Origin of the sequence: Paractinoplanes rhizophilus (assembly GCF_042664765.1) — a bacterium.
GTDB lineage: Bacteria > Actinomycetota > Actinomycetes > Mycobacteriales > Micromonosporaceae > Actinoplanes > Actinoplanes rhizophilus.
Map to the genome: position 1 here is coordinate 134,817 of NZ_JBHTBJ010000012.1, position 21,131 is coordinate 155,947.

At 74.1% G+C, this 21,131-nt stretch carries 13 protein-coding genes; 3 read left to right on the forward strand and 10 right to left on the reverse strand.

What is annotated here, in order from left to right; translation table 11 throughout:
- Positions 1-24 precede the first annotated feature (24 nt).
- Positions 25-1,494 carry a tetratricopeptide repeat protein gene (locus ACFQS1_RS18650; protein WP_378969819.1) on the forward strand — a complete coding sequence of 490 codons (1,470 nt, stop codon included), beginning with the start codon at positions 25-27 and terminating at the stop codon, positions 1,492-1,494.
- 47 nt (positions 1,495-1,541) lie between these two features.
- On the opposite strand, the gene ACFQS1_RS18655 is transcribed toward ACFQS1_RS18650, so the two are convergent.
- On the reverse strand, positions 1,542-3,827 hold the full coding sequence (locus ACFQS1_RS18655; RefSeq protein WP_378969821.1) for an ATP-dependent Clp protease ATP-binding subunit: 2,286 nt from the start codon (positions 3,825-3,827) through the stop codon (positions 1,542-1,544).
- 197 nt (positions 3,828-4,024) lie between these two features.
- On the opposite strand from ACFQS1_RS18655, the gene ACFQS1_RS18660 reads away from it, so the two are divergent.
- Positions 4,025-4,810: a hypothetical protein gene (locus ACFQS1_RS18660; protein ID WP_378969824.1), complete on the forward strand. Its 786-nt coding sequence runs from the start codon at positions 4,025-4,027 to the stop codon at positions 4,808-4,810.
- Between the two features lie 61 nt (positions 4,811-4,871).
- Here ACFQS1_RS18660 and ACFQS1_RS18665 read toward each other — a convergent pair whose 3' ends face one another.
- Entirely contained in the window at positions 4,872-8,255 is a 3,384-nt protein-coding gene (locus ACFQS1_RS18665; protein WP_378969826.1) for a TIR domain-containing protein, read from the reverse strand.
- A gap of 87 nt (positions 8,256-8,342) precedes the next feature.
- Here ACFQS1_RS18665 and ACFQS1_RS18670 point away from each other — a divergent pair, with 87 nt between their 5' ends.
- A complete protein-coding gene (locus tag ACFQS1_RS18670; RefSeq protein WP_378969828.1) occupies positions 8,343-8,858 on the forward strand; it encodes a hypothetical protein in 516 nt (171 codons plus the stop codon).
- Here ACFQS1_RS18670 and ACFQS1_RS18675 read toward each other — a convergent pair whose 3' ends face one another.
- From ACFQS1_RS18675 to ACFQS1_RS18710, 8 genes are all read right to left on the reverse strand, one after another.
- Positions 8,859-11,918: an AfsR/SARP family transcriptional regulator gene (locus ACFQS1_RS18675; protein ID WP_378969831.1), complete on the reverse strand. Its 3,060-nt coding sequence runs from the start codon at positions 11,916-11,918 to the stop codon at positions 8,859-8,861. It abuts the gene before it with no gap.
- A gap of 208 nt (positions 11,919-12,126) precedes the next feature.
- Positions 12,127-13,803 (reverse strand): PQQ-dependent sugar dehydrogenase, encoded by a 1,677-nt coding sequence (locus tag ACFQS1_RS18680; RefSeq protein ID WP_378969833.1) that lies wholly within the window; start codon positions 13,801-13,803, stop codon positions 12,127-12,129.
- 22 nt (positions 13,804-13,825) lie between these two features.
- Positions 13,826-14,833 (reverse strand): SMP-30/gluconolactonase/LRE family protein, encoded by a 1,008-nt coding sequence (locus ACFQS1_RS18685; protein WP_378969836.1) that lies wholly within the window; start codon positions 14,831-14,833, stop codon positions 13,826-13,828.
- Positions 14,834-14,959: 126 nt separating this feature from the next.
- Positions 14,960-17,230: a putative bifunctional diguanylate cyclase/phosphodiesterase gene (locus ACFQS1_RS18690; protein WP_378969838.1), complete on the reverse strand. Its 2,271-nt coding sequence runs from the start codon at positions 17,228-17,230 to the stop codon at positions 14,960-14,962.
- Between the two features lie 6 nt (positions 17,231-17,236).
- Positions 17,237-18,454, reverse strand: a complete 1,218-nt coding sequence (locus ACFQS1_RS18695; RefSeq protein WP_378969841.1) for an FIST signal transduction protein — start codon at positions 18,452-18,454, stop codon at positions 17,237-17,239.
- 186 nt (positions 18,455-18,640) lie between these two features.
- Positions 18,641-19,585 (reverse strand): glycosyltransferase family 2 protein, encoded by a 945-nt coding sequence (locus ACFQS1_RS18700; RefSeq protein WP_378969843.1) that lies wholly within the window; start codon positions 19,583-19,585, stop codon positions 18,641-18,643.
- Between the two features lie 109 nt (positions 19,586-19,694).
- Positions 19,695-20,474 (reverse strand): SDR family NAD(P)-dependent oxidoreductase, encoded by a 780-nt coding sequence (locus tag ACFQS1_RS18705; protein WP_378969846.1) that lies wholly within the window; start codon positions 20,472-20,474, stop codon positions 19,695-19,697.
- 26 nt (positions 20,475-20,500) lie between these two features.
- Entirely contained in the window at positions 20,501-21,091 is a 591-nt protein-coding gene (locus tag ACFQS1_RS18710) for a TetR/AcrR family transcriptional regulator (RefSeq protein WP_378969848.1), read from the reverse strand.
- Positions 21,092-21,131 lie beyond the last annotated feature (40 nt).

Genomic DNA, 21,131 nt, shown 5'->3' on the forward strand with positions numbered 1-21,131 from the left:
GCTCGACCGCTACACTCCGCGGCCATGAACGCTTCCTCAGCTTCCATGAGCCTGCTCGACGAGGCATTGGCGCTGCTCCGGGCCGGCCGGGTGGCGGACGCCGAGGAGCTGATGAAGCGCGCGGTGCGCCGGGCCGCCGAGGAGCACGGCGAGCACAGCACCGCCTGGGCGTCCGCGCAGTCCGACATGGGCAACGTGCTGCTGCGCGCCCAGCAGCCGGCGTGGGCGGCCGAGTGCTTCCGGGCGGCGGTGTCGGCGCCGCCCGGCGACGACCCGCAGCGCCACCTCGGATACCAGCTCAACCTCGGCATCGCGCTGGCGCTGAGCGGGCGGCTCGAGGAGGGCGCCGAGGCGCTGCGGCAGTCGCGGGACGGCCGGCTGGCCCTCTTCGGCCGCGAGCACCTGGGGTACGCGGCCGGCCTGGAACCGCTGGCCGACGTGCTGCTGCGCCTCGGCGACCACGACGGCGCGCTCGAGGCGATCGACGAGGCGGTGTCGGTCTTCCGGCGCGCGGGGCACGAGCGGGTGGCCGGCTCGGTCGCGCTGCGCGGGGTGATACTGCAGGCGGCCGGCCGGAGCGGGCCGCTGTTCCCGGCGCTGAAGGAGCTGCCCGACCGGCTGGTGGAGCGGGTCGCCGCGGTCGCCACCGCCCGGGTGCGGCAGGGCATCGACCCGGCCGCCGCGTACATGCTGGTCGCCCACCTCGCGAACGCGTTGCGCGAGCGGCTCGGGCCCGACCACGCGGCCACGGTCGCCGCGTTCGGCGCCCTGTCGGCGCAGGCCGGCGAGCACGGCGATCACGTCGGCCGGGTGGCGGCGCTGCGCCGGGTGCTCGCCGCCTACGACCGGCAGGAGCTCGCCGAGGAGGCGCTTTCGGCGGCGACCGACCTCGCCCAGGCGCTCAACGACGCCGGCGAGACCGACAAGAGTTTGGACACGTACGAGGACGCGGCGGCCCGCGCCGAGCGGATCGGCCGCCCCGGCCGGATCAGCCAGGCGCTCTTCGACTGGGGACTCGCGCTGCAGGACGCGGGCCGGGCCGAGCCGGCCGCCGAGCGGTTCGGCGAGGCGCTGGCGGCCGCCCGGCGCGGCGACGACCGGGTGCTGCTCGGGCACGTCGGCGCCGCGTACGGCATCTGCTTGCAGCACCTGGGCCGCCCGGCCGAGGCGCGGGCGGCGCTCGAGGAGAGCCTCGCCGTGATGGATCCGCGCGACGACGCCGCCCACGCGGCCCGCGGGCACCTGGTCGCCCTGCTCGACGGCGAGGAGTGCGACTGCGCCCGGATGCGGGCCGCGCTCGAGGAGGCCTACCGCGACTTCGTGGTGTCGCGCGCGCCCGACGGGCTGCTCGCCCGGCTGGACGTGCGCGTCGTCGGCAACAACTTCATGGTCGACGTCGAGTTCCAGCACCAGCCGGCCGAGGACGAGGTGGACCGGCTGAACGAGATCCTGCGGGCCGGCCACGCCGAGTTCAGCCGGCCGGCCGCCGGCTGACGACGGAACCGGCCGCACGAGGCCCCGCGTGGCCGGCCGCGCCCGGCTCAGCCCACCGGTCGCAGGCCGGCCAGGTCTCGGAAGACCAGCCGCGAGTCATCGCAGTCGACCACCACGACCTGCCCGGGCCGCAGCTGGTCGTGCAGGATGCGCTCGGCCAGCACGTCCTCGACCTCGCGCTGGATGGCGCGGCGCAGCGGGCGGGCGCCGAGCGCCGGGTCGAAGCCCCGGGCCGCCAGGTGCCGGCGGGCCGCCTCGGTGACCTCGACGCCCATGTCCCGGTCGCGCAGCCGCAGGTCGACCCGGGCCAGCATGACGTCGACGATGGCCAGCACGTCGGCCTCGGTCAGCCGGGGGAAGACCACGGTGTCGTCGACCCGGTTGAGGAACTCGGGGCGGAAGTGCTGCTTCAGCGCGTCGTGGACCTTGGCCGCCATCCGGTCGTCCGCGCCGCCGGCCGGCTGGAAGCCGAGCGACACCGGGCTGGACGCCGCGCGGGTGCCGAGGTTGGTGGTCATCACGATCACCGTGTTCTTGAAGTCCACCGCGTGGCCCTGGCCGTCGGTCAGCCGGCCGTCCTCCAGGATCTGCAGCAGCGTGTTGAAGACGTCCGGGTGGGCCTTCTCGATCTCGTCGAACAGCACCACCGAGAACGGCTTGCGCCGGACCCGGGTGGTGAGCTGGCCGCCCTCGTCGTGCCCCACGTACCCGGGCGGCGCGCCGACCAGCCGCGACACCGTGTGCCGATCGTGGAACTCGGACATGTCCAGCTGGATCAGCGCGTCCTCCGAGCCGAACAGGAACTCGGCCAGCGCCTTGCACAGCTCGGTCTTGCCGACCCCGGACGGCCCGGCGAAGATGAACGACCCGGCCGGCCGCTTCGGGTCCTTCAGGCCCGCACGCGTACGCCGGATCGCCCGCGCGACGGCCCGCACCGCCTCCTCCTGGCCGATGATCCGCTTGTGCAGCTCGTCCTCCATGTGCAGCAGCCGCGCGGTCTCCGACGAGGTCAGCCGCTGCACCGGGATCCCGGTCCAGGTGGCCAGCACTTCGGCGATCTGCTCGCCACCGATCTGCTCGCCACCGGCCTGCCCGCCGCCAGCCTGCCCGCCGGCCCGCGGCCGGATGCGCGCCCAGGCGCCGGCCTCGTCGATCAGGTCGATCGCCTTGTCCGGCAGGAAGCGGTCGGCGACGTAGCGGTCGGCCAGCGACACGGCGGCGGCCAGGGCGGCGTCGGTGTACGAGACGTGGTGGTGCTTCTCGTACCGCCCGCGCAGGCCCCGGAGGATCTCGACGGCCTCGGCCGAGGTCGGCTCGTCGATCGCGACCGGCTGGAACCGGCGGGCCAGCGCGGCGTCCTTCTCGAAGTATTTGCGGTATTCCGTCGTGGTGGTGGCGCCGATCGTCTGCAGCTCGCCCCGGGCCAGCATCGGCTTGAGGATGCTGGCCGCGTCGATCGCCCCCTCGGCCGCGCCCGCGCCCACCAGCATGTGAATCTCGTCGATGAACAGGATGACGTCGCCGCGGGTGCGGCACTCCTTGACCACCTTCTTGAGGCGCTCCTCGAAGTCGCCGCGGTACCGCGAGCCGGCCACCAGCGAGCCCAGGTCGAGCGTGTGCACATGCTTGTCCTTGAGCGTCCCGGGCACGTCGCCGGCCACGATCCGGCGGCACAGGCCCTCCACCACCGCGGTTTTGCCGACGCCGGGCTCGCCGACCAGGACCGGGTTGTTCTTGGTGCGGCAGGAGAGCACGACCATGATGCGGTCGATCTCGCGGTCGCGGCCGACCACCGGGTCGAGGCCGCCGTCGCGGGCACGCTGGGTGAGGTTCTCGCCGTACTGGTCGAGCAGGGCCGAGGTGGCCGGCGGCGGCGCGGCCAGCGCCGGGTGGCCGGACAACAGCAGGAGCACTTTTTCCCGTACGCGCCGGGCATCGGCACCCAGGGTGACCAGGACCCGGACCGCGACGTCCGCGCCCTCCCGGACCAGGCCGAGCAGGATGTGCTCGGGGCCGATGTGGTTGTGGCCCAGCTTGAGAGCCTCCCGCAGGGCCAGCTCGAGGACGCCCTTGGCGGCCGCGGTGAACGGGACGTGCACCCCGGGCACCTCGGCGCCGCGGCCGACCGCCTCCTCGACCTCGATGCGGGCGGCCTCGAGCGTCACGCCCAGCTCGGCCAGCGCCTGGGCCGCCACGCCCTCGCCCTCGCCGGGCCGGTGCAGCAGGCCGAGCAGCAGGTGCTCGGTGCCGATGAAGTGGTGATCGAGGCGCCGGGCCTCTTCCTGAGCCAGCACGACCACCCGGCGGGCCTGATCGGTGAATCGTTCGAACACGTGACTCACGTCCTCGCGGCGAGGCCCCACGCACCCCACCCGGTCGGCGCGCGCGGGCGCGTAAGGGTGGTGTGCGCTGAGTCAGAGCCTCTTGGCGTCGACGCGGGCCCGCGTGGGGGGCTCGCACGCTCGTGCAGGCGCGGCTGCCCCCACAACGTACCTCGCCGACCCTACGATTGCCGCAAGGGAGGGCCGCCATGACCGGAGCCGAACGCCGTCGCCAGGCCAACGACCGCGCCCGCAGGCGCGCCATCCGGGCGCTCGCCGCCCAGATGGGAGTGCCCTATTCGGTCGCGGCCCGGCTCATCGCCGACCCGCACCGCGCGCTGATGTTCGCCCACCGCGAACAACGCCCGTTCCACGCCCGGGTGCGCGACACCCGCGACGCGGCCGCTCCCCCGCTGGGCCGGGCCGCCCACCTGGTGGCCCGCTTCCCGCGCTTGCATACCGCCGCCGGCCGGCTCTACGACGGCCGCGACCGGCAGACCGTGCTCGCGATGCTCTACGCCGTGGTGGCTCACGACTCGCCGGCCCTGATGCCCGCGCCCGAGGAGCTGGCCTGGGTGGCCGAGCTGGGCGAGGAGACGGCGGTCGACATCACCTGCGCCGCCCTCGACCGGGCCGCCCGGCTGCTGCTCGACGACGACCAGTGGCGGCTGTGGACCAGGGTCGAGGCGGCCCTGGACGCGAGCGACCCGCGCGGCGACGTGGCGCTGACGCTGGCTCCCGAGCTGCGGTCGGTGAGCCTGCGCGGCTCGCTGCCGGGCGCCCGGCAGACCCTCGACGCAGTGCTGCTCGCGGCGCACCGGCTCAGCGCGCCCGGCGCCCCGCTGCGCGTCGGCGGCCGCACGGCGACGGTGGTGGGCGCGCGCTGGCCGCGCAGCGGTCCCCCGTCGGCGTACGAGGTGCGGCTCGACGGCGACCCCCGGATCCACCTCGTCGACCTCGGCCAGGAGCAGCAGCCGGCCGGGGCGCGGCCGTAGAGCCCGATCAGCGGGCGCACGCCGCCGGCGGATCAGTCGGCGCGCGCCCGGAGGAGTTCGATCAGCGGGCGCACGTGTGCCGGTACTTGATCTCCGGGATATAGCGGGCCCACTCGGCGGCGGTGAGGCCGCGGCCGGTGACCGCGCAGGCGTATCCGGCGGGGTCGGCGCGCACGGCGTTCAGGTTCTGATAGCTCCACAGCGTGACGATCGTGAAGCGCGGCCATGGCTCGGCGGGGACCGCCAGGGTGCGCCCGTCCGGCCCGAAGACCAGCCCGATCGCCTCGCCGCCGGTCGGCGTTCGCATCCGGCCGACGAGGACCGGCGCGGCCGGGACGGCGGTGTCCCACATCATCACCGCGTAGTCGCCGCCGCCGGTGGCCAGGGTGCGCCCGTCGGGGCTGAACGCCAGCGTGCTGACCCACCTGGTGTGGCCGGTCAGCGTGGCGAGCCGGAGCGGGGCGGAGCGGTTGGTGATGTCCCAGAGCACGGTGATGTGGTCCCGGCCGCCGCTGGCCAGGGTGCGGCCGTCCGGGCTGATGGCCATCGTCACGACGTAGTCGCTGTGTCCGAGCATCGTGGCGAGCCGGCCGGGCGCGGAGCGGTCCGCCACGTTCCACAGCGTGATCGCCGGGGTGCTCCGGCCCGAGGTGGCCAGGAGGCGTCCGTCCGGGCCGAACCGCACCACCCCGCCGAAGTCGCCGCCCACCCTGGACAGCAGGACGGGACGGGCGAGATCGGCCACGTTCCACAGCATCAGCGTGGCGTCGCCGAGGATGACCGCCAGGGTGCGCCCGTCGGGGCTGAAGGCCAGCGCGTTCGTTCCCGCCACCGGGGCGCCGGCGACGGCGAGCGTCGTCGCCCGGGCCGGCCGGGTCGCGTCGGACAGGGTCAGCGTCTGATCCTCGTCGGCGATGGTCGCCACCGTACGGTGGTCCGGGCTGTACGTCACCACGGCGACCTCCTCGCCGCGCAGGGCCACGTCGGCGCCGCGCGCGGGATGGCCGGGGTCGGCGATGTCCCAGGTGCGCGCCTTGGCGTCCGAGCCGGCGACGACCAGCGAACGCCCGCCCGCGCCGAAGGCGGTGGTCCGGAACTCGACGGGGACGGTGACCATGCCGAGCGGCACCGGGGCGCCGGGGGCCGGCACGGTCCACAGGGTCGCCGTCGCGGAGGCGTCGGTGGTGGTCAGCATTCCGCTCCGCTGGTCGAAGGACAGCGTGCGGATCGCGCCGCCGGCCCGGACGGTGGCGAAGTCGCCCGAGCTCACCGCGCTTTTCAGGTCCCAGAGATTGGTGTTGCCGTTCTGGTCGCCGACCGCGAGCAGGCTCCCGTCCGCGCTGAACGCCATCGCGGTGACCACGGCGCCGAGGCCGGTCAGCCGGGCGAACGGGCCGACCTCGGGACCGTCGTCCGGCAGCGGCGGGGGCGGGACGACGACGACGCCAGGGTCATCCGGGTCATCCGGAGCGGCCGGGTCATCCGGAGCGGCCGCGATGCGCGCGGGGCTCTCCGTGGGCAGCGCGGGCTCGAAGGGGTCGTCCGGCGGGATCACCGGGGGCGGCCCGTCGCCCCGCATGTCGTAGAGAGCCACCGTTCCGTCGGTGTCGCCGACCGCCAGCACCGAGCTGTCCGGGGTGAACGCCATTGGGGTGGTTCCGAAGGCGAGGAAGGCGGCGCCCTCCGGTGTCATCGGCAGGGACGGCTCGGTCAGGTCGAAGACCGGGATGAACCGCCCCTTGTCCACGACGAGCCGGCGTCCGTCCGGGCTGAAGGCCAGGTGCTCCACCCCGTGACTGTCGTCCCCGGACAGCTCGGCCAGCTCGCTCGGATGCGCCCGGTCGCTGGTGTCCCAGACCGACGCGCCACCGCGGATGTCGCCCATGACGAGGACGGCGGCGTCGCCACGGAACGCGACGGCGGAGACCGTGCGCGGGCTCGGCACGGTGCCGAGCCGGAGCGGGCGGGACCGGTCGGCGACGTCCCACAGGACGACCTCGCGCCCGCCCGCGACGGCCAGCGTCCGCCCGTCCGAGCTGAGCTCCAGCAGGCCGCCGGCCGGGACCGCGCCGGGGAGGGTGGCGATCCGGGCGGGTTTGCGCGGGTCCCGCACGTTCCACATCGAGACCCGGCCGTCGGTGCCGAGCGCGGTCAGGACGCCGTCCGGCCCGTACGTGGCCGCGGTCAGGCCGCCGATCGTGCCGGCGTAGCGCGTCGCGGTGACGACGCCGCTCAGCTGGCGGCGGGTCGTCGTGTCGGGGGTGATGTTCTCGGCCGCCGCGCCCAGCATCAGGGCGGTCCGCGGATCCTCGGCGAGCATCGCCGACGCCTGGTTCATCAGTCGCCGGCTGACCGCGACGCGCTGCTGCTGGTCGGCCTTCGCCTGCTGGCGCGCGGCCTCGGCGGCCGCCTGGTCGGCCAGCCGGCGCTGCTCGGCCGCGACGCGGGCCAGCCGGTCGGCCTCGCGCCGCGCGTTCCGGGCCCGCTCGGTCGCCTCCGCCGCCAGCCGCTGCTGTTCCCGCGTCCGAACCGTCGCCGCGTCGGCGAGCCGCCGCTGGCGCCGCGCGTCGGCCGCGGCCTGATCGGCCACTCTCCGCTGCTGCTGGGCCAGCCGTTCGGACTCCTCGGCCACGGCCGCCGCCTGCGCCGCCCGGGTCCGCTGCTGCTGCGCCAGATCCTGCTGCTCGCGCGCCAGCTCCTGCTGCCGGCGCGCCTCCGCGGCGGACCGCTCGGCGCTGTCCCGCTGGCTGTCGGCGACCTGCTGCTGGCGCAGCGCCTCGGCCGCCGCGGCCTTGGCCCGCTCGGCGTTGCGCACCGCCGACATCCCGGTCAGCGACGTCACCAGCGCCAGGATCACGAGGGTCACCAGGGCGCCCGAGCGCAGGCGCTTGGCCCGGCGGTGCTGCCGGACGTCCTCACCCTCCAGCTCGTCCTTGCTCACCCCGTGCATCGGGGCCGCCAGCTGCGCGATCGCGTCGCGGAACCGGGAGTGATGCAGGCTCAGGTGCTCGCTTCCCCGCGCCCACCGCAGGTCGAGGAAGAACGGCTCCTCGGCGAACACGCCCCGCAGCGCGGGCGGCACCGCCGTGGACTCCGCGCTGAAGTCGCCGCGGTCCTCGTCCCAGGCCCACTCGCCGTCGGTCACCACCGGGAGGATCCGGTTCGCCGACTTCGTGGCGATCCAGTGCTCGATCTCCCGGTTCACCCACGGCGACCGCGCGGCCTCCGGCGAGGCGAGCAGCACGAAGTGCTCCGAGCCGTCCAGCGCGGTCTGGATGGACGACCACAGGCCGGGAGTCACCGCCAGGCCGGTCTGGTCCCGGAAGATCCACAAGGCGCGCCGGCGGTGCCAGGGCTTGGCCAGACGGTGCAGCCCGCGCTGGACGGCGGGCGCGAGGCGCCCGTCCGCCGCGTGGCTGTACGAGATAAACCCATCGAAGGTCATGCGAGGTCCTCTGGCGGTCGGCACGTGCTGCGACGACAGATTCTGCATGCCAGCGCCCCACGAGAAAAGGCAAGGGATCGTATCGTCATGCTGCGTAGCAGCGTGACGAGGCCCGATGCGGAGGTCGATGTGCGGTTCGGTGTCACCGGTCATCGGGTCCTTCCGCCCAGCGTGGCAGATCGCGCGGTACGCCATTGGGGCCGGGTGCTGCCCGCCGGCTCGCATCCGCACGGGGTGTCGAATCTCGCCGACGGCGCCGACCAGCTGTTCGCGGCGCACGTGCTGGCGGCCGGCGGCACCCTCGAGGTAGTGCTGCCGTGCGAGGGCTACGCCGGATCGCTGATGGCCGACGAGAGCCGCAGCCGGTTCGAGGACCTCCGGCGGGCGGCGGCCCGGGTGATCACGATGCCCTTCCCGGAGCCCAGCGATCAGGCGTTCCTGGCCGCCGGGCAGGCCCTGGTGGACCGGTGCGACCACCTGTTCGCGGTGTGGGACGGCCGCCCGTCCCGGGGCCTCGGCGGAACGGCGGACATCGTCACGTACGCCCGCGACCGCGGCTGCCCGGTCACCGTCCTGTGGGTCGAGGGCGTCGTCCGGGCGTGACTACCAGCCGGGGGCGCCCGGCACCGCGAGGTCGGCGAAGAGGCGCCGGGCCCGATCCCGGTGCGTCGCGCCGTCGTCGCCGGCGGCCGCGGCGAGGCCGTCGTGGGCGCGGGCCTGCTCGTACCGGTCGCCGATCTCCCGGGCCAGGACCAGCGCCTGCTCGTGCTGGGCGCGGGCCCCGGCCGCGTCGCCCGCGGCCCGCAGCACCTGGCCGAGGTCGTTGAGCGCCTCGGCCTCGCTGGCCCGGTCCCCGATCCGGCGATGCAGCACCAGCGCGCCGCGCAGATGGTCCGCCGCCTCGGTGAGCCGGCCGCCGCGGGCGTGCACCGCGGCGAGGTCGGTCAGCGCGTACGCCTCCGCCGTGCGGTCGCCCGCCTGCCGGACCGCGGCGAGGCTCTGCTCCAAGTGGGCGGCGGCCCGCTCGAGGTCGTCCGGCCGGCAGGACAACCGGGCGAGCAGCGAGAGCACGTACGCCTCGCTGAACCGGTCGCCGAGCCGGGTGTAGAGCTCGAGCGCCGGCCGGAGCCGCTCGGCCGCCCGGTCCGCGTCGCCGAGCCGGGCCTCCACCAGGGCGAGCCGGACCGACGCGTCGGCCTGCCCGGCGTCGTCGCCCAGCTCCCGGTAGTGCGCCCCGGCCCGCTGGTAATGCTCGGCCGCCTGCCGGTAGTCGCCCAGCCGCCAGTGCACGGTGCCGAGGTTGCGCAGCGCCACCGCCTCCGCGGCGCGCTCGCCGAGGTCGGCGTAGAGGGCCAGGGCCTGCCGGTAGGTGGCGGCCGCCTCCTCGAGCCGGCCCTGCCGCCGGTGCAGCCGGCCGAGGTCGGACAGGGCCCGGGCCCGCGCCTCCCGGTCGCCGAGGGCGAGGGCCGCCGACACGGCCGAGGCGGTGACCGCGACCGCCTCGGCGGCCGGGCCGCCGGCGTCGAGGTAGCGGAACATCGTCGCGGCGAGCGAGATCGCGAAGCGGTGCCAGCCGTGCGCGGCAGCATAGGTGCAGGCGGCGGCGAGGTTGGGGCGTTCCGCCTCGAGCCAGCTTCGAGCCGCCTCCGCCGCGCCCGGGCCGGCGCCGGCCCCCGCCACTTCCGGGCCGCCGCCGGGCCAGGCCACCTCGGCGTCGCCACCGGCCCCGGCCGCCTCGGGCTCGGTGCTGGGCCTGGCCGCCGCGAGGTCGGCGGTGCCGGGCCGGGCCGCGTCCGGGTACAGCGTGGTCGTCGCCGCGACGGCGCCGGCCAGGTAGTGGTCGAAGAGCCGGGTCAGCGCGGCCCGGCGCTCCGGCGCGGGGTCGTGCGCGGCCGCCAGCTCCGCGGCGTACGCCCGCAGCAGGTCGTGCATGCCGTACCGGCCGCCCCGGCCGGCGTGCACCAGGCTGGCCCGGACCAGCACGCCGAGCAGCCGCCGGGCCTCGCCGGCGCCGGCGTCCGCGAGCGCCGCCACGTCGTCGGCCCGCACCGACTCGCCCGGGTGCAGCCCGAGCAGCCGGAACACGCGGGCCGCGTCCGCGGGCAGGTTCTGGTACGACCACGAGAACACGGCGCGGACCTCGGCGCGCGGATCGCCCGCGTCGAGCAGGTCGAGCCGTACCCGGTGGTCGCCCAGCTCGCCGACCAGCTCGGCCAGCGCGACATCGGCGCGCGCCGCCGCCAGCTCGGCGGCGATCCGCAGCGCCAGGGGCAGCCGGGCGCACGCCGCGGCCAGCTGCTCGGCGACGGCCGGCTCGCGGTCCACCCGGGCGCCGATCAGCCGGCGCAGCAGCACCACCGCGTCCGGCAGAGGCAGCAGGTCCAGGTTGACCCGCTCGGCGCCGTACAGGGCCACCATGCCCGGCAGCGCGTCGCGGCTGGTGATCAGCACCAGGCACGACCCGGTGCCGGGCAGCAGCGGCCGCACCTGCTCCACCGAGGACGCGTTGTCGAGCAGCACGAGCATCGTGCGGCCGGTCAGCTCGGATCGGTACCGGCCGGCGCGCTCCTCGACGCCCGGCGGGATCTCCGCTCCGCGCACGCCGAGCGCGGTCAGGAAGCCGGCCAGCGCGTCGCCGACCGCCACCGGCTGCTCGGCGTCGTAGCCGCGCAGGTTCACGTACAGCTGGCCGTCCGGGAAGGCGTCCCGCACCCGGTGCGCCCACCGTACGGCCAGGGCGGACTTGCCCACCCCGGCGGTGCCGGAGAGCAGCACGACGGTCAGCGGCGGCTCGTCGCCCTCGGGCGGCGCCAGCGACTTGTCCAGGACGGCGAGCTCTTCGGTGCGCCCGGTGAAGGCGCGCACGTCCGCGGGCAGTTGCGCGGGCACCGTCGCGGGCGAGGCGGCCCGGACCGCCGGCGCCGCGATCAGGGTGGGGTCGGCGGCGAGGATGCGCTCGTGCAGCCGGCGCAGGCCGGCCCCGGGGTCGCTGCCGAGCTCGTCGGCCAGGCAGCGGCGGATCCGCCGGTACTGCTCGTCGGCGTCGGCCTGGCGGCCCGACCGGTACAGGGCGAGCACCATCTGCTCGGCCAGCCGTTCGTCGAGCGGGTGCTGGGCCACCGCGGCGGCGAGCGACGGCAGCAGCTCGCCGTGCCGGCCGAGCCGCAGGAGCACGTCGTTGTGGTGCAGCTCGGCGGCGAGCCGCTCGCCCAGCAGCGACTGCCGCATCGCGTCCAGCCACGGGGTGTCCAGGCCGGCGAACGGCTCGCCCCGCCACAGGCCGAGGGCCTGCGCGATCAGCTCGGCGGCGGAGCGGTCGGATTCCGCGCCCCGGGCCTGCGTGACGAGCCGGCGGAACCGGTGCAGATCCACCGTCTGCGGGTCGGCGGTCAGCGCGTACCCGCCGGGCCGGCGCTCGATCCCGATGCCGGCGTCGCCGAGGGCCGCACGCAGCCGCGACAGGTAGCTGTAAAGCGCGCCGGCGGCCCGCTGCGGCGCCTCCGCGCCCCAGACCCGGTCGATCAGCTGGTCGACCGTGACCGGCCGCCCGGCCTCGACGAGGAGCACGGCGAGGACGCTGCGCTGCCGGGCGTGCCCCAGGGCGACGGGCCGGCCGGCGATCTGGGCCTCCACCGCGCCGAGCACCCCGAACTGCGCCGCCAACTGACCTCCGCACACCCTCGCCCACGCGGCCCCGAACAGCGGATTCAAGAAATCCGCAAGGAGCGCGCCCAGTCTCGCATGCTTCGTACAAGGTCCGGCACCGACTATTGATCCCGTTGCAGGGAAGGCAGGTCGCCCCTCGCCCGGCTGCGCCACGGCGCACGGGGAAGTCGGGAAGGGGCGGGCGACCTGCCCTCTGCGCGCCGGCTCAGCCGTCCCCCAAAGCGATCTTGAAGATCCGCTCGTTGCTGTTGCGCGGGATGCTGTCCTTGTCGCCCCCGGTGCTGGTGGTCAGCCAGAGATTGCCGTCGACGGCCGGCTCGACCGTGCGCAGCCGGCCGTAGGTGCCCACGTAATACTGCTGGATCCCGGTCAGCCGGTCACCGTCGATCACCGCGCGGTAGAGCCGGGCGCCGCGCAGGCAGGCGAGGTACAGCACGTCCCGGACGATCGCGAGGCCGCTGCACGACGCCGCCGCGACCGGATAGGTCTGGACCGGAGCGACGTATCCCGGGGTGGCGCAGGCGTCGCCGACCGTGCCCTCGCAGGCGGGCCAGCCGTAGTTGCCGCCCTTGACCACCAGGTTGGTCTCGTCCATCACGTTGTTGCCGAACTCCTGCTCCCACAGCCGGCCCTGCGAGTCGAACGCCAGGCCCTGCGGGTTGCGGTGCCCGTAGCTCCAGACGAAGCTGCCCGGGAACGGGTTGTCGTCCGGGACGGTGCCGTCCGGGTTGAGCCGCAGCACCTTTCCACCGAGGTTGCTCAGGTCCTGCGCCTGGTCGGGATCCTGGCCGTCGCCGGCCGCCGCGTAGAGCTTGCCGTCCGGGCCGAACCGCAGCCGGCCGCCGTTGTGGTACTTGTTGCGCGGGATCCCGGTCACCAGGATCTCCCGGGACGCCGTGCGCAGCGTCCCGTCGTACTGGAACCGAACGATGCGGTTGTCCGCCGCCGTGGTGTGGTAGACGTACAGCCAGTGGTCGGTGGCGAACTCGGGCGAGACCGCCAGGCCCAGCACCCCGCCTTCGCCGTTGGTGCCGGCCGCGTCCGGCACCCGGCCGATGCTGTGCTTGCCGCTGCCGTCCGGCGCCATCGCCTGGATGGTGAACAGGTCGCGCTGGGCGTAGAGCACTGTCCCGTCCGGCAACTGCACCAGGCCCCACGGCAGGTCGCGCTCGGTGGTCACCTGGGTGATGCCGCAGACGGCCGCGCACGACCCGCCGGTGCGCACCTGCACCGCGTCGCTCGGCGGCGAGGTGTTGCCCTGCGCGTCGCGGGCGACCAGGGTGTACGCGTACGTGGTCTCGGCCGCCAGCCCGGCGTCGGTGAAGGTGGTGGCCGGCGGGTCGGCGGCCGAGCCGGTGAGCAGGCCGGCCCGGGTGCCGTCGCGCCACACCTCGTAGCCGGTCACGGCCACGTCGTCGGTGGACGGCACCCAGCGCAGGGTCACCGCGGTGCCGACGGCCTCGCCGGTGAGCCCCGCCGGGACGCTGGGGGCGGTGGTGTCCGGCGAGCAGAACGGCACCGAGACCGACACCGTCCGGCTGGCCTGCGAGACGTTGCCGGCGGCGTCCCGGGCGTTGACGTAGAAGCCCCACCGCGCGCCCGGGACCACGCCCAGCGTGACCGTGCGGACGTCGCCGGTGGTGGAGCCGATCGCCTGGCCGTCGTGGTACAGGTCGTAGAACGCCACGCCGGTGTCGTCGGTGGCGGCCGACCAGCTCAGCGTGACCGAGGAGCAGCTGAGATCGGTGGCGGTCAGATCGGTGGGCGCGGTCGGCGGCTGGGTGTCGGCCACGGCCGAGGCCGGAGAGCTCCCGGCCGCGGTGGTGCCGGTCAGCAGGACGCCGACGGCGAACACCGCGAGCAGCGCGCGTCGGGGCAGCATGAGGGACCTCCGATGACGGATCTCAGTACGGGTAACCGGGCACGCCCAGATGCACGCTGTACAGCCCGGAGTTGCCGGTACGCCCGGACGTGACGAAGAGGGTCTGCCGGTCGGCGCCGCCGAACGCGACGTTCGTCGTCCCGGCGCTGGAAACGATCGTTCCGAGCGGCACGCCGTCCGGGGTGAAGACGTGCACCCGGCCGTCCCTGCCGGACGCCCAGTAGACATCGCCGGCGCAGTCGATCGTCACCCCGTCCGGCCCGCCGACGGATGCGAACGGCGTCCGGTCCCCGGTGCTGCCGTCGGCCGCCACGGGATAGCTGTAGATCTTGTTCTCGCCGTACGCGCCCACGTAGAGCGTGCCGCCGTCCGGGGACAGGGCGATGCCGTTCGGCTCCCGCAGGCCGTCGTCGACCAGCGACACCGTTCCCCCGGAAATCCGGAACACGCCGGTCCGGCCGTTCATCGCGTCCGCCCGATTTCCGCGCTGGAAATCGGGGTCGGTGAAATAGATGACGCCGTCGGAGCGGATCGCCACGTCGTTCGGCGAATTGAAGGCCGCACCCTGATAATCGGTGGCGACGGTATCCCGGGAAAGGTCGGCGAGCTGGTATCGCGAGATGCCGCGGTTGTCGTGGGTGGCCGCGACGATCGACCCGCCGTCCGGCGACAGGGCCAGGCCGTTGCTGCCGGCGTCGGCGATCGCCGTCTCGACCGTGGCCGAGCCGGGGACGTAACGCCGGATCGCCGACGGCTGCACCCGCTCCGGCCCGGTCGCCGCCGCCATGTCCGACATCAGCAGATATCCCTGGTCAGCGACCCATACCGGCCCTTCCAGGAAGGCCTGACCGCCGACCAGCCGGGTCGCCACGGTCGTCGCCGAGGTCAGCGGCGGACCATAGGCGGCGCCGTCCGGGCAGACGCCCGGCGGCGCGCCCGGCGTCAGGTCGGCGGCCCGGGCGACGGTCGCGGTCGCCACCAGCAAGAGGCCGGCCGACGCCGCCGCGAACAGTGCACCCCGCGGATTCATGCAAGCCCTCTTCGCTTTACGACATTGACGTCCGTCGAACGATAACGCACGCCTTACCGTTCGTCGACCGACAGCCGCGGCCGTACCGCCGTTCGCACCGAAATCAAATTGCCGGGCGAAAATCCGTTATCGGTCGGCCCGCGCCGGAGTCGCATCGACCTGCGCCGGCGCCGGCAGCACCAGGGCGGTCGCCGCCGCGTGGTCCAGCGGCTTGGCGAAGAGGTAGCCCTGGCCGAGGCGGCAGCCGCAGTCCAGCAACGCCTGTCGCTGGCTTTCGGACTCGACGCCCTCGGCCACGACGTCCCGCCGCACCGTCCGCCCGAGCTGAACGATGGCCCGGGTGAGATCCGAGCGATCGGAACACCCGTCCAGGTTGTCGACGAACGCCTTGTCGATCTTGATGGTGTCGATCGGGAACTCGCGCAGAGCGAGCAGCGACGAGTACCCGGTGCCGAAGTCGTCGATGGCGAGCCCCACGCCCAGGCCCTTGAGGCACTGCAACTGGTCGCAGACCTGGGCGAGGTCGAACGCCTGGTGTGACTCCGTTATCTCCAGGACCAGGCTGGACGGCGCCAGGCCGGTCTCGCCGAGCACCTCGGCCACCATCTGCGGCGTGTCGCCGCGCAGCTGCCGGGTCGAGAGGTTGACGTGCACGGTCAGCTCCGGCAGTCCGGCGAGTGCCCGCCGCCGGTTCCACGCGGCGGTGGAACGGCAGGCCTCGCGCAGCACCCGATGACCGATCGGCACGATGAGCTCGGTCTCCTCGGCGGTCGGGATGAACTCCATCGGAGCGACCATCCCGCGCGCCGGGTGCTGCCAGCGCACCAACGCCTCCAGCCCGACCGGCGCACCGTCGGCCAGCGTGCAGATCGGCTGGTAGTACACGACGAACTCGTCACGCTCGAGGGCCAGGCGAAGGTCCGTCGCGAGGTTGACGGTCTTCTCGAACGCCTCCTGCATCTCCGGCCGGAAGACCTCGTACCGCCCTTTGCCGGTGCGCTTCGCGTGATACATCGCGAGGTCGGCGTCCCGGATGAGCGCGTCGGCGTCCGGCGAGGTGGGGTCGCTCAGCGAGATGCCCACGCTCGCCCCGATGAAGACGTCCTGACCGGTCAGATCGAACGGGCGCTTGAGCTGGTCGAGGACCCGTTCGGCGACGGAGACGACCTCGTCGTCGGTCTCGAAGCCGGCCAGCAGGACCGCGAACTCGTCGCCGCCGAGCCGGGCCACGGTGTCCATGCCGCGGACACAGGCCCGCAACCGGGCGCCGACCTCGGCCAGCACCGTGTCGCCGGCGGCGTGGCCGAGCGAGTCGTTGACCAGCTTGAATCCGTCGAGGTCGACGAAGAGCAGGCCGAGCCGATCGCCCGCGCGGCCGGCGACCGACAGGCCACGTTGCAGCTGCTCCATGAACGGGCTGCGGCTCACCAGCCCGGTGACCTGGTCGTGGTGCGCCTTGTTGAGCGCCTGGAACGTCTTCGCGTCGGTGACGGCGAGGCTGGCGTGCTCGGCGAAGGCGTGCAGGATGTCCCGGTCCCGCTTCTCGTACTTGCGGTCGCCGCCCTGCGCCGTCGCCGCGAGGGCGCCGACGACCGTGCCGCTGTCGTGCACGGGCACCGCCAGGCCGGACTCGCCCGGTTCGGCGATCGTCACCAGCCGGTCCTCGGCGATGCTCCGGCCCACCGTCCCGGCCTCCGCCACCGTGAGCCGGGACAACCGCCGCCCGGCCCGCTTCGGCAGTCCCATCTCCGAGGTCATCACCAGCATGCCCGGCTCGTCGCTGTCGAGCAGCCAGAGCACCACGCCGTCGCCGCCGAGCATCTCGTGGGCACCGACGGTGATCATGTCGAGGACGCGCGGCAGCGGTGCGCGGCGGGCGATGGCGCGCTGGATCCCGGACAGGTGCTCGAGCAGGCGCTGGCGCTCGCTCAGCGAATCGACGAGCTCGCTGTTGAGCGCCGCCTGCCGGCGCTCGGCCGCCAGGCTCTGCACCATGTGGACATGCAGCTCCAGCACCCGGGCCATGCCGCGGACGAGGCTCGCCTCCTCGACCGTGAAGCCCTCCGGGCCGCCCCGGGCCACCACCAGGTATTCCGGCGGCTCGATGGCGCTGGGCGCGAAGATCGCCTGGCACGGGCCACAGCCGGGCACGTCCACCGTGGCTCGCTCGCCGGAGACGACCGCGGACAGCTCCCGCACCGGCGCTTGACCCGCCGGGAACCCGACGGCGGCCGCCACGGCGCCGCCACGCAACACGGCGACCATTTCGGCGTCCAGGGCGCGCGCCGCGCTGGTGGTGGCGATGCGGTAGGCGTTCGGAACGTCCGAAACCTCGGACAGGGCGCCGAGGAACTCGGCGAGTTGCTGTACGACCAGGGCCGCGGCGATGTCGTACATGTGCGATCAGCCGACGGCCAGCACGACGAGGGACTGGTGGTGCAGCCCGTTGACCCCGCGCACCCGGGCGATCTCGCCCCAGGTGTAGAAGCCGACGAAGGGCAGGCCGCCCGCCTGGCGAACCATCCGGCCGACCTCCTCGCCACCCTGATCGCCGGCCGGGGCCTGACTCAGGATGTCCTGCCGGATGCCGCAGTCGAAGACCAGGAATCCGCGCGCCGGCCGGCCGCCGAGCGCCTCGACCGCGGCCGGCCAGACCCGGTCGACGGCTTCGATGGTGCTGTCCGCGTCCGATTCCAGCGGCCAGACCATGCCGCCCTCCGGGACGTCGCCGACGCACATCAGCGAACCCTCGCCGAGGTCGGCGTGCTCGGTGACGAAGCGAACCTCCTCGGTCGCGCGCCGCAGCACGCACAGCGGCCGCAGCCGAGAGAACGCGACGAACGCCTCCTTGTCGTGGTAAGCCTCGGCCGGCGCGCCCAATCGGTCCAGGTACGCGTGCAGCGCCGGCCGGTTGTCCAGGGTGTAGATGCGCCCCTTGCGGCTGCGGGTCACCATCATGGGCTCGCCGACCTCGCGGAAACCGTGCCGCATCGCCACCCCGAACGGCCCGTCGGAGGTGATCGCCGCGGCCACGACGGCGTCGGTGAGCACCTCGCCGTCGTGCATGTGGAAAGTGTTGGCGTTGGAGCCGTCGGGCTTCAGCGCCGTGCCCGCGGCGCCACCCGCCAGCGCCACGCCGGCGCCCAGCATCTCGTAGACGCCGCCGATGATTTTGTCCTGGTCGTCGACCAGGCCGTCGGTCAGCAGCAGCATCAGCTGATTGGCTCCGTCCATCCCGGCGAAGGCCGAGCGGGCCACCTCGAGGCCGCCCTCGCGCGGCGCCGTCCGGGTGCCGGTGGCGGCGCTGGTGCGCACGGAGAAGCCCGAACCGCCGAACGCGGCAACGGTCACGCCACCCGCGCCCGGGCCCTCGACGCTGAGCTCGGCGCCGGACGAACAGCCGATCAGGGGGACCCCGGCGGCCACCTCCTTGATGCCGGCGAGCACCGCGTGCGGGTCCATCCGGATCGAGCAGAACACGACCAGCAGCCTCGGATCCGGGCCGGTGAGCGCGCGGGAGGCCGCCGCCGCCCCGGCACGGTGGGGGTCGTCATCCGAGCTGACCCCGACATCGAACCAGCGAGTGCGCTGTGCTGCGTAGGTGCGAAAGTCGTCGTCCACAGGTAGGCCATCGACTCCCAACCGCTAGTGCTTAGGAGAACCAACCGAACATGGACCACGGTTTCCCGTGGCCCTCAACTCGCGGCATGACCGTATAGCAGCAGCCAAGATTCGCGTAACGAAAGCTACCACTGGATGCCGATCGGAAGTACCCGATCGGCGCGGCCGCCGATTGAGGGCGCGGGGTCAGGACGCGCGGGGCAGCTGCGTCTCGGCGGTCAGCAGGGCGTCCACGGTGCCGTACCACTTGCCGCCGGGGACGGCGAGGACCGGCACGACCCGGTCGGAGTTGGCGGCCTGGAGGAACGCCTCGGTCTTCGCCTCCGCCCGGCGCTGGGCGCCGCGGCGTCGGAACTCGCTGACGATGGTGCGCAGCACCCGGGCGCCGTCGCGGAAGGTGTTGAGGTTGCTCATGCCGTGCATGCGCACCTGCTCGACGCTGGCGACCTCCCGCACCCGCAGGCCGCTGGCCGCGACCCGGATGTTGATCAGCGTCTCGATCTCGAAGCCGTCGCCCCACAGCTTACGGCCGTCGGCCGGCGCCGGCAGGTCGGTCGAAGGAAGATCCATCACGGGTACGGCACGGCGCCAGAACGCGTTGTAGCCGTAGCAGAGGTCGGTGAACTTGGTGCCGAAAAGCCGGTTGACGAACATGTTGAGGCCCATGTTGCCGGCCCGCCGCAGCGGGGTGATGTCGTGGCTGTGGCCGCCCTCGCCGAACCGGGAGCCCTTGGCGAACTCGGCGCCGTTGATCAGCGTCTCGACGAAGCGGTGGATCTCGGCCGGGTCGGTGGAGCCGTCCGCGTCGATCATGACGATGGCGTCGCCGGTGCACGCGGCGAATCCGCTGGCCAGCGCGTTGCCCTTACCGGTACGGGTCTGCCGCACCACCACCACGTCCGGTCGCAGCCGCCGGGCGACCGCGACGGTGTTGTCGACCGAACCGCCGTCGACCAGGACCACCTCGTGCAGCCCGGCCGGCAGCGCGCCGAACACGTGCGGCAGGTTGAGCTCCTCGTTCAGGGTCGGGACGACCACGCTGACCAGGGGCGCGCGGCGCGGGCCGCCGGGCTCGCTGCGGCGGCGGTCGGGCGTCGAACGGAGGGTCCTTCGGCGGTCCTGGGTCGTCATGTGGCGTCCTTCTTCCGCTGGTGCCGACGCTGGCTGCGTCGGCACCAAAGCTAACAAGCCCGGGTAATTCCGGACATGTCCGAAAGGAGGAGGTTCGCCATACCTCCGGTCAGTAGACGGTGTAGCCGCCGTCGATGACCAGGACGGAACCGGTGACGAAGGCGGCCGCGGGCGAGCAGAGGTAGACGATGCTCGGGGCGATCTCCTCCGGCGTCGCGTAGCGCTGCTGCGGGGCGTCCTCGATCCACATCCGCCGGTACTCGGGGCGGTCCACCGGGGCCATCTCGGTCTTGACGTAGCCGGGGGCCACGGCGTTGACCCGGATGTGGTGCGGGGCCCACTCGGCGGCCAGCGACTTGGTCAGCTGGTGCACGGCCGCCTTGGACGCGTTGTAGGGCGCCTGGGCCTGCGGACGGTTGACGATCAGGCCCGAGATCGAGCCGATGTTGACGATCGCGCCGCCGCCGTTGTCGCGCAGGTGGCGGCCGGCCGCCAGGCTGACCTTCCAGACCGCCCGGACGTTGAGGTCGAAGACCTGCTGCCACTCGTCGTCGGTGGCGTCCCAGGCCGGGTTGTGGAAGCAGACCCCGGCGTTGTTGACCACGATGTCCAGGCCGCCGAGGCGCTCGGCGGCCTGGTCGACGGCCCGATCGGCCTCGTCGTCCGCGGTCAGGTCGGCGCCGATCCCGTACGCGTCGATGCCCTCGGCCTTGAGGCGCCGCACCGCCGCCTCGTTGGCCTCGGCGCCGCGCCCCACGAACGCGACGGTCGCGCCGCTGTCGGCCAGGGCCCGGGCGAACGCGTACCCGAGCCCGCGGTTCCCTCCGGTGACCAGGGCTCTCTTGCCTTCGAGCGAGAATGCGGACAAGCCGCGGGGGTAGTCGGCCATCGTGGTGAGCTCCCTCGGGTCGCGGATCAGGTGCGTGGTCCCAGCAGCAGCCGGGTCGCCGCCACGGCCGGGGCGACGATCGTGGCGACATCGTGGCCGTCCTCGACGGCGGTGGCGATCAGCTCGCGCAGGCCGCCCAGCAGGATCGTGGCGAGCTGCTCGGACGGCGGCCGCACGCCGGCGGCGCGCAGATGCGGGGTGTCGGTGAGGTCCTGGATCAGCCGGACGTAGGCGCGCATCGCCGAGCGCTGGAAGTGCCGGGCCCGGCCCGGCCCCAGCGCCGGCACGTCGCGGATCCAGCTGAGCGTGATCGGCGGGTCGGCCTGCACGGCGGCGATCCAGCCCTCGATCGCCTGGCGGGCCTGCACCTCCCAGGCCGCGACCGGGTCGACCGCGGCGGCGATCCGGGCGATGGTGCGCTGGTTGCTCTCCTCCAGCAAGGCGACCAGGCACTCCTGGCGGTCGGCGAAATGCGCGTAGAACGTACGCCGGGACGTGCGCGCCGCCCGGACGATGTCGGCCACCGTCGTCTCCGCATACCCCCGGGTGCGAATGCAGGCCGCCAGGCCCTCCATCAGCCGCCGGCGATGTGAGGTGCCCACCTCAGTGGTCGTCACGATGCACACGCTAATACCTGACGGCGGCCTTGTGCGCCGT